Consider the following 12,120-nt stretch of genomic DNA (forward strand, 5'->3'; position numbering starts at 1 on the left):
TTCATAGCTCGCCGTCCTTCCGGAGTCGGATCGCGGTCGTTCAGAGGCCGGCGCGGCGCTCGGCCGCCACGACGATGTTGTTCAGCAGCATGGCGCGGGTCATCGGGCCGACGCCGCCCGGGTTCGGGGAGATCCAGCCGGCCACCTCGGCCACGCCCGGGTGGACGTCACCGACGATCTTGCCCTCGCTGCGGCTGACGCCGACGTCCAGCACGGCCGCGCCGGGCTTGACGTCCTCCGGCTTGACCAGGTGCGGCACCCCGGCGGCGGCGACCACGATGTCGGCCTTGCGCAGGTGGTAGGCGAGGTCCCGGGTGCCGGTGTGGCAGAGGGTCACGGTGGCGTTCTCGCTGCGGCGGGTGAGCAGCAGGCCGATCGAGCGGCCGACGGTGACACCGCGGCCGATCACGACCACCTCGGCCCCGTCGATCGCCACGTCGTGGCGGCGCAGCAGCTCGACGATGCCGAGCGGGGTGCAGGGCAGCGGGCCCTCGATGCCCAGCGCGAGCCGGCCGAGCGAGGTGGGGTGCAGGCCGTCGGCGTCCTTGTCCGGGTCCATCAGCTCCAGGACGGGGTTCTGGTCCAGGCCCTTGGGCAGCGGGAGCTGGACGATGTAGCCGGTGCAGGCCGGGTCGGCGTTCAGCTCGCGGACGACGTTCTCGACGTCCTCCTGGGTGGCGGTGGCGGGCAGTTCGCGCTGGATGGAGGCGATGCCGACCTCGGCGCAGTCCTTGTGCTTGCCGTTGACGTACCAGCGGCTGCCGGGGTCGTCGCCGACCAGGACGGTGCCGAGACCGGGCGTGACGCCCTTGGCACGAAGGGCCACCACACGGGCGGCGAGTTCGGACTTGATCGCGGCGGCGGTGGCCTTGCCATCGAGAATCTGGGCAGTCATGACCCCATTCTCCCGGATGCCGGAGGCGGACGGCGCCAGCCCCCGGCGACAGCGGTGCCGGGGAGCCCCGGCGGCTCGAAAACCGTTCGGACCACGTTGCGGTTGCGCCACAGTCCGGTCCGCCGCGCGGGCGCGGCTGGACAGCGCCGGGCCGCCCGGTCGACGATAAGCGGGCATTCCCTGCCGCCTCCGGCCCGGTGACGGGCCGACGGACACCGGCGGGGCGTACCCGGGGGAAGAACAGAGTGAGCCGACCACACCACACCGTGCCGCCCGACCGCCACGGCCGCGTGCTGCCAGGACCGCAGCCGTCGATGCTCCCGTTCGCGCCGGACCGGCGCCACCCACGTTCCTGAGCCAGCCCGTGCCGGCGGGCGCCGGACCGTGTCCGCCCCCGTTGTCACCGCGCTCCGCTATCGTCCCGTCCGCTCGGCAGTTCGCCCCGCCGGTGCGTTCCGGACCCAGCGCTGTCCCGTCCCACGTCCCCACATCCCTGCCCGGAGGCATCGATGAGTTACCCGCCCGACCCGAACAACCCGTACGGCCAGCAGCCCCCTCAGCAGGGCTACGGCTACCCCCAGCAGGCCCCGCCGGCCGCCGGGTACGGCTACCCGCAGCAGCCGCCGCAGGCCCCGCAGTACGGTGTGCCGCAGCAGCCGGCGTACGGGTACGCGCCGATGCCGGGCACCCTCCAGGCCAACAACGGCTACATCAACATCGCCCAGCTGGGCACGGTGAAGATCGCCACCATGGGCCAGCGCTTCCTGGCCCGCCTGATCGACGGCCTCGCGATCGGCGCGGTCGTCGCCCTGGTGATGGCGCTCGGCCTGGCCAGCGCGCTCGGCATCGCCAAGGACACCCAGGACTGCAGCGGCAAGTACACCTACGGCGGCTCCAACTCGGCGTACTACGACTGCCTGAACGCCAACAACGACGCCGCCGCGGGCTTCTTCGTCACCATGCTGATCATGGTCGGCGTGCTCTCGGTGTTCAACCTGCTGTACGAGTGGCTGATGGTCTCCTTCGCGGGCGCCACCCTCGGCAAGATGGCCCTGGGCCTGCGCGTCGTCAAGGAGAGCAACGGCCAGGTCCCCGGCCTGGGCGGCGGCTTCATCCGCTTCATCATCCCGATCGTCGGCGCGTTCCTCTGCTACATCGGCGCCGCGCTGGTCTACCTGTCCCCGTTCTTCGACAACTCCGGGAAGCTGCAGGGCTGGCACGACCGTGCCGCCGGCACCCTGGTGATCAAGAAGTAGCGCCCACCGGCGACAGCGGAGCGGCCCGGTCCCCTTCCCGAGGGGACCGGGCCGCTCCGTCGTACCGTCACACCGCCGGTGCGGGAACAGGATCCGCCCGGCCCGGCACCGGCGTCGGCGTCAGTGGAAGAAGTGGCGGGTACCGGTGAAGTACATCGTCACGCCGGCCGCGGCGGCGGCCGCGACGACCTCCTCGTCCCGGATCGAACCGCCCGGCTGCACCACGGCCTTGACGCCGCCGTCGAGCAGGATCTGCAGGCCGTCCGCGAACGGGAAGAAGGCGTCGGAGGCCGCGTAGGAGCCCCGGGCCCGCTCGCCGGCCCGCTCCACGGCGAGCTTCGCCGAGTCGACCCGGTTGACCTGGCCCATCCCGACGCCCACCGAGGCACCGCCCTTGGCCAGCAGGATCGCGTTGGACTTGACGGCCCGGCAGGCCCGCCAGGCGAACGCCAGCTCGGCCAGCTCGGCCGCGGGGAGCGCCTCGCCGGTGGCCAGCGTCCAGCTCGCCGGGTCGTCGCCCGCGGCGTGGATCCGGTCGGCGTCCTGGAGCAGCACGCCACCGGAGATCGGGCGCACCTCCTGGCGGTTGGCCGGCGCCTCGGGGGCGACCAGCACCCGCAGGTTCTTCTTGCGCGCCAGCACCTCGACGGCGCCGTCCTCGTACCCGGGGGCGACGACGACCTCGGTGAAGATCGGGGCGATCTGCTCGGCCAGCTCGACGGTCACCGGGCGGTTGACCGCGATCACGCCGCCGTACGCGGAGACCGGGTCGCACTCGTGCGCCTTGCGGTGCGCCTCGGCGACGTCCGCGCCGGTGGCGATGCCGCACGGGTTGGCGTGCTTGATGATCGCGACGGCCGGCTCGGCGTGGTCGTACGCGGCGCGACGGGCGGCATCGGTGTCGACGTAGTTGTTGTACGACATCTCCTTGCCGTGCAGCTGCTCGGCGCCGGCCAGGCCGCCGGTGCCGTCGCTGTAGAGCGCGGCGCCCTGGTGCGGGTTCTCGCCGTAGCGCAGCACGTTCTGGCGCTCGTAGGTGGCGCCCAGGAACTCCGGGAAGCCCTCGACGTCGCCGGCCGCGTAGCCGGCCTCGAACCAGGAGGCCACCGCGACGTCGTAGGCGGCGGTGTGCGCGAACGCGGCACCGGCCAGGCGCTTGCGGGTGGCCAGGTCGAAGCCGCCCTCCTGGACGGCCTTCAGCACGTCGCCGTAGCGGGCCGGGTCCACCACGACGGCGACCGACGGGTGGTTCTTGGCCGCGGCGCGGACCATGCTCGGGCCGCCGATGTCGATCTGCTCGACGCACTCGTCCGGGCTCGCGCCGGAGGCGACGGTGGCCTTGAACGGGTAGAGGTTCACCACGACCAGCTCGAAGGGCTCGACGCCCAGCTCGGCGAGCTGCGCGCGGTGCGACTCCAGCCGCAGGTCGGCGAGCACACCGGCGTGCACGCGGGGGTGCAGCGTCTTCACGCGCCCGTCGAGGCACTCGGGGAAGCCGGTCAGCTCGGAGACCTCGGTCACCGGGACGCCCGCGGCGGCGATCCGGCCGGCGGTGGATCCGGTGGAGACGATGGCGACCCCGGCGGCGTGCAGGCCCTGGGCCAGCTCCTCCAGACCGGTCTTGTCGTACACGCTGATCAGCGCGCGACGGATCGGGCGGACGCCGCTCTCCTCGTCGAGGGGGGCGGTGACGGGGGACGTGGTGCTGGGGGCGGCGCTCATGCCGGGATCCATACCTTTCGGTCCTCGATGCGGTGACCCTCGCGGGCCAGCCGGCCCACGATGTCGACGAGCAGCTTTCGCTCGACAGTCTTGATGCGCTCGTGCAGCGCTTCGCCGCCATCGGCGTGGTCGGCGTCGGTGACCTCGACGACGCCCTGCGCGATGATCGGCCCGGTGTCCACCCCGGCGTCGACCAGGTGGACGGTGCAGCCGGTGACCTTCACCCCGTACGCGAGCGCGTCGGTGACGCCGTGGGCGCCGGGGAAGGCGGGCAGCAGTGCGGGGTGGGTGTTGATGATCCGCCCGGCGAAGGCCGCGATGAACGCGGGGCCGAGGATCTTCATGAAGCCCGCCGTGACCACGAGGTCCGGCCGGTGCTCCGCGACGGAGGCGGTCAGCGCGCCGTCCCACGCGGCGCGGTCGGCGAAGTCCTTCAGGCGGTGCACGAAGACCGGCAGCCCGGCCCGCTCGGCACGCTCCAGGCCCGCGATGCCGTCACGGTCGGCACCGACGGCGACGATCTCCGCGCCGAAGGCGGGATCGGCCACGGCGTCGATCAGCGCCTGTAGGTTGGTGCCGGAGCCGGAGACCAGCACCACCAGCCGGGCCGGGCCGGGAGTGCGGGGCGGGAAGAGTTGAGCGGGGGCGGCGGCCACTGCGCGATTCTCCGTAGGTCGGGCGCCGCCCGCTGGTACATCCACCGGCGGTGGGGCCACTACGAACGGCAGGTCGAGCGAGGGGGAACACCGGAGGAACCCGCCGCGATGCGGGCCCGGGGAACCTATCTGAGCTGCTGACCGTCACCACGATAACGGCTGGTCGGACGGCCCTTGAAACGCCCTGGCGGCGCTACGCGCGTAGTTGAGACGGGGATCTCCATCGGGGCGCCGTTCACCCGCCGTCGGCCCGGCGTCCGCCCGCCGGCCGTGCGCGGACGGCGGGCCGACGGCAGCGACGGGGTGGTGCGGAGCTGCCGGCGGTGGCCGGCCGGGCGGGGCGGGGCGCCGGCGGAGTGGGGCGGCGGGCCCGGGGGCGGGACGTCGGGTGCGGCCGGGCGGGCGGGCCCTCGCGGGTTCGCCGGTGCGGTGGAACGCGCCCCGAAGGCAGGCCGCCGAAGGCTCCACGGGCGACTGCGGGATCATAGGGTGGCGCGGGCGTCCGCCCCACCGACCGAGAAGGAATGGCTGAACCATGAGCAGCGGTGACAACACCGGCGAGCGCAACCCCTTCGCGCCGCCGCCGGCGGATGCCCCGGACCAGCCGTGGCAGCCCCGCAACCCCGGGCACGCCGGGGGTTCGGACGGTTCCAACGGTGCCGACGGCACCGACGGCGGCGGGAACCCGGACGAGCGGCCCGAGGTCCCGCCGCCGCACCCGTGGAGCCCCGGCTACCAGGGCGGCGGCTGGCACCCCCGCCCGCCCGCCCCGCAGCCGCCCAAGCTCGACCCGAGCGACCCGGCGCAGCGCAAGGCCCGCAACGCCGCGCTGGCCGGTATGGGCGCGCTGGTCTGCGCGTTCGCCTCGCTGCACTACGTCGCGCTGTTCGTGGGCGCGCTGGCCATCGTCTGGGGAGTCGCCGCGATGCGGGCCCCCAAGCCGGCCGCCGCGACCGCGACCGGCGGGGCGGCACCCGCCGCCGGCGAGTCCGCCGCCCCCAACCCGCTGACCCCGGCCGCCCTCGCCGGGGTGCTCACCGGCGCGATGACGGTGGTCTTCGTCTCCTCGGTGATCGGCCTCAGCCTCTACTACAACGACTACGTGACCTGCGTCCGGGACTCGCTCACCTCGACCGGCGCGGACAACTGCGAGCGCCTCGCGCCGAAGTGGTACGTGGACATCACCTCGAAGAGCGAGTAGCGGGTAGCGGACGGACGGCGGCGCCGTCAGTCCAGCTCGTCCAGGCCGGTCGCGTCCTCCGCGGCCGCCTCCGCGCCGTCGGCCGACCGACCCAGCCACAGCACCACGGCGTACGCGCGGGCGCGCAGCCACAGCACGCCCCGGCGCGCGCGGCCGGCGATCGCGCCGCTCCCGGGGGCGCCGACGGCCCCGGGCACGCCGACGGTTCCGGGGACGCCGACAGTCCCGCCCCGGGGCAGGCCGACCGCGTCGGTATCGAGTCCGGTGTCCGCACCGGCCGCCGCCGTGGTGGCCGACGCCCGGGCCGCGACCCGGACCCGGGTCAGCAGGGCGCCCGGGACGGCCACCGCGGCGATCCAGCCCGCCGCCGCCAGCCCCGTCCGCCACGGCACCGGGCCCAGCTCCGCCATCCGGCCGCCGGCCAGCGCCCCGCCGGAGAGCCAGCCGAGCACCGCGGCGGCCGCACCGGTCAGCAGGGCCACCGCCAGCACGGCGACGGCCGTCCCCGCCGGCCGCCACGCACCGGGCCGGGCCGGCGCCGGCTCTTCCCGCTGCCGGATGGTCCGGTCCGCGCCGCCCGGGTACCGGGCCCCGGCCGCCGCACGGCCGATCAGTACGGCCGGGACCACCCCGGCCAGGGCCGGCAGCAGGCAGACCAGCTGCCGCCAACCGCCCGCGCCGGGCTCCGCCAGCAGGGCGAACAGCGGGAAGTCCGGCACCGGCCCCCGCACCGTGCAGGACGGCGCCACCACCGTCCCCGCACCCGCCGCGAACCCCGGGCCCAGTGCGTAGGCCGTCCCCCAGAGCACCGCGTTCGGCAGCAGTGCCACGCTGAGCAGCAGCAGTCCGGCGACCGCGGCCGGGCCCTGCGCGAGCGCCACCGTGCCGTGGCCGCCCCCGGTCACCGCGTCCAGCAGCGCCGCCACCGCGACCACCGCCGCACCCGCCGCCACCAGCCCCGCACCGGCGGCCAGCGCCGCCGACCGGATCACCGCCGCGCCCCCGTCCAGGCGGGCCCAGGTGGGCAGCCCGTCCAGCGCCCGCTGCCGGAGCACCCGCCAGGGCGCCGGTCCGGACCTCGGCGAGGGCGCCCCGGTCGCCCGGGCGCCGGCGGCCGTCGCGACGGCCGCCACCAGCGCCACCACCAGGACGTCCGGCAGCACCCGCGCGCGGAACAGGCCCGCGCCCGAACACTGCGCGACCACCACCACGGCGACGGCGCAGTAGCCGGACCACACCGCCAACGGACCGCTCCAGCGCGGCCGCAGCCGGCGCCGGGCCGCCGCCCGGGCACCCGCGCGGTGGAGCTGGCCCACCGCCAGCAGGCCGAGCAGCAGCGGAGTCACGGTCAGCGGGGCGTCCAGGGCGCCGCGGAGCGCCGGCGCACCGTGCCCGAGCAGCCAGAGCGCCCCGGCCAGCCGGACGGCGCCGGCCGCGCCGTCGTCCGCGTACGGGGTCACCACCCAGAGCCCGAGGACCGGGACGGCGACCACCGCCAGGCCGAGCAGCGCCGTCCGCACCCCGGTGAGCACGTCGGCCAGGACGGGTCTGGCGCCCAGCTCGCCCGGCACTTCCAGGATCGGACGGCCCATCAGCTGCGTCATGCGCCTCATGGTGCCAAGGCGACTCGCCATGCTCCGTGAAGAGGCAAACCACCGTCGTGTCCCAGATTATTGGCTTATGCGCATTTTCAGACCCTGCCCTCATGCCGTCGCCGCCGCTCCGGCCCGGAGCGTCTGATGACCACGCCGCCGACCGCCGAGCGCCCGGCCGACGCCACCGCCGCCAACCACCCCGCCCGGACCGCCGGATCCGCCGACCCCCCGGCACCCCAGGGACGCCCTGGGAAGGAACGCCCCGGAAAGGGCCGGACCGAACGGGGCCGGGGGGCGCAGGCCGCCGCAGGTGCTGCGGGTGTCACCGGTGCCGCGGGTGCCGCCGGGCCCGGCCGGGCCACCGGGGCGAACGGGCCGGCCGGAGACCAGAGCGAGGCGCTCCGGCTGCTGCGGCAGTTGACGCCGCGTGAAGCCCAGGCCCTCGCCCACCTCGCGGCGGGCCGGGACCTCGCCCAGTCGGCGGCGGCGCTCGGCGTCACCCCGGCCACCGCGCGCAGCTACCAGCACCGGGCCATGCGCAAGCTCGGCACGCGGACCCACGCCGAGATCGTCGCCTTCGCCGCACTGCTGAGCCCCGCTCAGGGCGCCTCCGGCGGTCCGGCGGGCCCGCCGGACACGCCGGGGTCCGGCACCCCGGTGGAGCAACCGGCCGGGCGGGAACGGCGCGGGCACGCCAAGGCCCGGCCGACCGGCCCGGGCGACGCCGCCCCCCACGGAGCCCCGCGCCCCGGGGAGGAGGCCCCCACGCCGCGACCCGCCGCCGACCCGAACCCCACGCGCCCCGGGACACCCCGGCCGAACGGCGGCAAGGCCGGTGCCGCGCACACCCCCGCCGCCTCCGGGGCGCCCCGCACCGACGACGGCACACCCGACGCCCCGGCCACCGGCGCGGTGAACACCCCCGCCGCCGCCTCCGGGACGCCCCGCACCGACGGCCGCACCGCCCCCCGGAGCGGACCGGCGTCAGGCGCGCCGCCGCGGCCGAACGGCGGCAGGCCGGCCGGCACCGCCGCGAAGCCGCCCGCCCGGACGGACCCCGCCGACGGCCCCGCACCCGCCGGGTCGCCTCGCACCGACGGCGGGAGCGCCCCCGAGCCGAACGACCACGGGCCCGCCACCGCCGCGCTGGCCGCCGCGAACGCGGCAGGTGCGCCCTCGGAGCACCTGGACGCCGTACCCGTACCGTCCTTCGAGGAGCTGTACGAGGCCGCCCACACCCGCCTGGTCCAACAGGTCTTCCTGCTCACCTCCTGCAAGCACCGCGCCGTGCACTGCGTGCGGCTGGCCTTCGGCGAGGCGCGCCGGCACTGGGACGAGGTGGCGGCCGGGGCCGATCCGGAGGGCTGGGTGCGGGCGCGGGCCTGTGAGGCGGCGCTCTCGCCGTGGCACCGGGGCGGTCCGCGGCGGACGCACGTCTGGCGGCTGCCGCACCGGCGGATCAAGGTCCGCCCGGCCGACGAGTCGCAGGCCGTACTGCCGGACCACGACCGGCTCACCGACCGGGACCGCGCACTGCTCAAGGCGCTCAAGCGGCTCTCCCGCCCGCAGCGCCGGGCGCTGGTGCTGCACGACGGCCTGGGCCTGCCCGCCGCCGCCGTGGCCGTCGAGGTGGAGTCGACCGTGGCGGCCGCCGAGGGCCGGGTGTGGGCCGCCCGGGCGGCGTTGGCGGAGTGGGTACCGGACCTGGTCGGGCCCGATCCGGCCGCCGAGGGTTTCGCCGACGGGCTCGCCGGACTGCTGCACCGGGCCGCCGTCCGCGGCTGCCCGGAGCCGCAGCGGCCTCCGGTGCCGGTGCTGCGCGCCCGGCACCGACTGGCGAACGCCACCCGGACCGGGGCGGCGGTGCTGATCACGGTGGCGGTCGGCGGCGCGGCGGCGGCGACACTGGCCGGCAGCGGCCCGGGGTCGCTGTTCCACCGGGCCCCCGAACCGCCGAAGCAGGCGGTCTGCGGCGCGGTCAACGGCTCCGCCGTGCCGCTCGTCCCGGACGGTCCGCCGACGGGCATCCGCAGCCTCTGGTGCAGTCCGGCGCCCGGGGTCGAGCCGGTCGTGGCGGACCCGCCGCCGCCCCGGGCGCAGCTGTGGGAGCTGCCGGCCGCCGCGCGCGCCGCGGCGGCCCTGCCCCCGCCCGGCTCGGCGGGCGGGCCGGGGGCCTGCACCCGCTGGTCGCTCCTCCCCTGCCCGGCGGACCGCTGAGCGGCCCGCCGGCGGAGTCCCCGGCGTCCGACCCGGGCCAGGTCGGACGCCGGGGCGCCGGGGCGCCGGGGCACACCTCACCGGCGACGGCCGGAGCCGCGGCCGGATCGGCGGGCGGTGGGGCCGCCGCTCTCCCGGCCGGAGGCCCCGCCACAACGGCGAGCGCCCCGCCCGGAGATCCGGACGGGGCGCTCGATGCGCGGGGCGAGCGTCAGCCGTTGATCAGCTCACGCGCCAGGCGGGCGGTCTCGGACGGCGTCTTGCCGACCTTGACGCCGGCGGCCTCCAGGGCCTCCTTCTTCGCCTGCGCGGTGCCCGAGGAGCCGGAGACGATGGCGCCGGCGTGGCCCATGGTCTTGCCCTCGGGGGCGGTGAAGCCCGCGACGTAGCCGACGACCGGCTTGGTGACGTGCTCGGCGATGTAGGCCGCGGCACGCTCCTCGGCGTCGCCACCGATCTCACCGATCATGACGATGAGCTCGGTCTCCGGGTCCTCCTGGAAGGCCTTGAGAGCGTCGATGTGGGTGGTCCCGATGACCGGGTCACCGCCGATGCCCACGGCCGAGGAGAAGCCGATGTCCCGCAGCTCGTACATGAGCTGGTAGGTCAGGGTGCCGGACTTCGACACCAGGCCGATCTTGCCGGCCTGGGTGATGTCCGCCGGGATGATGCCGGCGTTGGACTGTCCGGGGCTGATCAGGCCCGGGCAGTTCGGGCCGATGATCCGGGTCTTGTTGCCCTTCGAGCCCGCGTACGCCCAGAAGGCGGCCGAGTCGTGGACCGGGACACCCTCGGTGATGACGACCGCGAGGCCGATCTCGGCGTCGATGGCCTCGACGACGGCGTCCTTGGTGAACTTCGGCGGCACGAAGATGACGGTGACGTCGGCACCGGTCTTCTCGATGGCCTCGGCGACGGAGCCGAAGACGGGCACGTCGGTGCCGTCGACGTCGACCGTGGTGCCGGCCTTGCGCGGGTTCACGCCACCGACGATCTGGGTGCCCGAGGCGAGCATGCGGCGGGTGTGCTTCATGCCCTCGGAGCCGGTCATGCCCTGGACGATGACCTTGCTGTCCTTGGTAAGGAAGATAGCCATGGTGTTAAGTCCCCTTCCTTACTTGTTGGCCAGCTCGGCGGCACGGTCGGCGGCGCCGTCCATGGTGTCGACGCGCTGCACCAGCGGGTGGTTGGCGTCGTCGAGGATCTTGCGACCAAGCTCGGCGTTGTTGCCGTCCAGGCGGACGACCAGCGGCTTGGAGACGTTCTCGCCCTTGGACTCCAGCAGGGCCAGGGCCTGCACGATGCCGTTCGCGACGGCGTCGCACGCGGTGATGCCACCGAAGACGTTGACGAAGACCGACTTGACGTCGGGGTCGCCCAGGATGATCTCCAGGCCGTTCGCCATGACCTCGGCAGACGCGCCGCCACCGATGTCGAGGAAGTTGGCGGGCTTGACGCCGCCGTGGCTCTCGCCCGCGTAGGCGACCACGTCGAGGGTGCTCATGACGAGACCCGCGCCGTTGCCGATGATGCCGACCTGGCCGTCGAGCTTGACGTAGTTCAGGCCCTTGGCCTTCGCCGCCGCCTCCAGCGGGTTGGCGGCGGCCTTGTCCTCGAGCGCCTCGTGCTCGGGCTGGCGGAACTCGGCGTTCTCGTCCAGGGAGACCTTGCCGTCGAGCGCGATGATCTTGCCGTCGCCGGACTTGATCAGCGGGTTGACCTCGACGAGGAGGGCGTCCTCCTTGATGAAGACGACCCAGAGCTTCTGCAGGACATCGGCGACCTGGTCCGCGATCTCCGCCGGGAACTTCGCGGCGGCGACGATCTCGGCGGCCTTCTCCGGGGTGCAGCCCTCGTTGGCGTCGACCGGGATCTTGGCGAGCGCCTCGGGGTTCTCCTCCGCGACGACCTCGATCTCCACACCGCCCTCCACGCTGGCCATGGCCAGGAAGGTGCGGTTGGTGCGGTCCAGCAGGAAGGAGACGTAGTACTCCTCCTTGATGTCCGCCGTCTGGGCCAGCATCACCTTGTGAACGGTGTGGCCCTTGATGTCCATCCCGAGGATCGCCTCGGCCTTGGCGACGGCGTCCGCCGGGTCGGCGGCGAGCTTCACGCCACCGGCCTTGCCTCGGCCGCCCACCTTCACCTGAGCCTTGACGACGGCGCGGCCGCCGAAGCGCTCCGCGATGGCGGCAGCGTCTGCGGCGGTCTCGATGACATCACCGTCAAGCACGGGAACCCCGTGCTTGGCGAAGAGGTCCCTCGCCTGGTACTCGAACAGGTCCACGTGTTTGTCCTTGTTCGTGGTCGCGGATTGTGTCTCTACGAGCGTGCCACGGCAGGATCTTCGCTGCGGGTCGTCGGGGCGGTGCGGGTACGCAGAGGTACGGCCTTGCGGCCCACACAGCCACGGGCGCACACGTCAATCAACACGCGCGTCACGTCCGTCTGGCAGGTTATCCCCGGACGGCAGGCGTGTTTCGCCCGGGACCGGCCCGGCTTGGGTGAGAACCGTCACAGCCAGGCCCCGACCGGCTGCCGCGCGCCCTGCTCAGCAGGTGCGCAGATCAGCGGTGGG

At 75.0% G+C, this 12,120-nt stretch carries 9 protein-coding genes; 3 read left to right on the plus strand and 6 right to left on the minus strand.

From position 1 onward, the window contains the following. Positions 1 to 40 precede the first annotated feature (40 nt). A complete protein-coding gene (locus tag ACZ34W_RS10810; protein WP_329488036.1) occupies positions 41 to 895 on the minus strand; it encodes a bifunctional methylenetetrahydrofolate dehydrogenase/methenyltetrahydrofolate cyclohydrolase in 855 nt (284 codons plus the stop codon). A 509-nt stretch (positions 896 to 1,404) separates the two neighbouring features. On the opposite strand from ACZ34W_RS10810, the gene ACZ34W_RS10815 reads away from it, so the two are divergent. Continuing rightward, a complete protein-coding gene (locus ACZ34W_RS10815; protein WP_329488037.1) occupies positions 1,405 to 2,151 on the plus strand; it encodes an RDD family protein in 747 nt (248 codons plus the stop codon). 120 nt (positions 2,152 to 2,271) lie between these two features. Here the strand turns inward: ACZ34W_RS10815 and purH are convergent, their stop codons facing one another. Further along, positions 2,272 to 3,873: a bifunctional phosphoribosylaminoimidazolecarboxamide formyltransferase/IMP cyclohydrolase gene (gene purH / locus ACZ34W_RS10820; RefSeq protein ID WP_359803545.1), complete on the minus strand. Its 1,602-nt coding sequence runs from the start codon at positions 3,871 to 3,873 to the stop codon at positions 2,272 to 2,274. Continuing rightward, the gene (gene purN / locus ACZ34W_RS10825; RefSeq protein WP_329488039.1) at positions 3,870 to 4,529 is read right to left on the minus strand and encodes a phosphoribosylglycinamide formyltransferase; all 660 of its coding nucleotides are present in this window, start codon (positions 4,527 to 4,529) and stop codon (positions 3,870 to 3,872) included. Before purN ends, purH begins: the two co-directional genes overlap by 4 nt. A gap of 535 nt (positions 4,530 to 5,064) precedes the next feature. Between purN and ACZ34W_RS10830 the strand changes: the two genes are divergently transcribed. Further along, positions 5,065 to 5,730, plus strand: coding sequence for a hypothetical protein (locus ACZ34W_RS10830; protein WP_329488041.1), 666 nt, complete (start codon positions 5,065 to 5,067; stop codon positions 5,728 to 5,730). A 26-nt stretch (positions 5,731 to 5,756) separates the two neighbouring features. Here ACZ34W_RS10830 and ACZ34W_RS10835 read toward each other — a convergent pair whose 3' ends face one another. Next, positions 5,757 to 7,334: a cell division protein PerM gene (locus ACZ34W_RS10835; RefSeq protein ID WP_465603182.1), complete on the minus strand. Its 1,578-nt coding sequence runs from the start codon at positions 7,332 to 7,334 to the stop codon at positions 5,757 to 5,759. A gap of 135 nt (positions 7,335 to 7,469) precedes the next feature. On the opposite strand from ACZ34W_RS10835, the gene ACZ34W_RS10840 reads away from it, so the two are divergent. Beyond that, positions 7,470 to 9,542, plus strand: coding sequence for a LuxR C-terminal-related transcriptional regulator (locus ACZ34W_RS10840; protein WP_465603184.1), 2,073 nt, complete (start codon positions 7,470 to 7,472; stop codon positions 9,540 to 9,542). 211 nt (positions 9,543 to 9,753) lie between these two features. Here the strand turns inward: ACZ34W_RS10840 and sucD are convergent, their stop codons facing one another. Both sucD and sucC read right to left on the minus strand, forming a co-directional pair. After that, the gene (gene sucD / locus ACZ34W_RS10845; RefSeq protein ID WP_329488045.1) at positions 9,754 to 10,638 is read right to left on the minus strand and encodes a succinate--CoA ligase subunit alpha; all 885 of its coding nucleotides are present in this window, start codon (positions 10,636 to 10,638) and stop codon (positions 9,754 to 9,756) included. An 18-nt stretch (positions 10,639 to 10,656) separates the two neighbouring features. Then, complete coding sequence (sucC, locus tag ACZ34W_RS10850; protein ID WP_329488047.1) at positions 10,657 to 11,829, minus strand: ADP-forming succinate--CoA ligase subunit beta; 1,173 nt, start codon at positions 11,827 to 11,829, stop codon at positions 10,657 to 10,659. Positions 11,830 to 12,120: the final 291 nt, after the last annotated feature.

The organism is Kitasatospora sp. NPDC022856 (genome assembly GCF_055561235.1).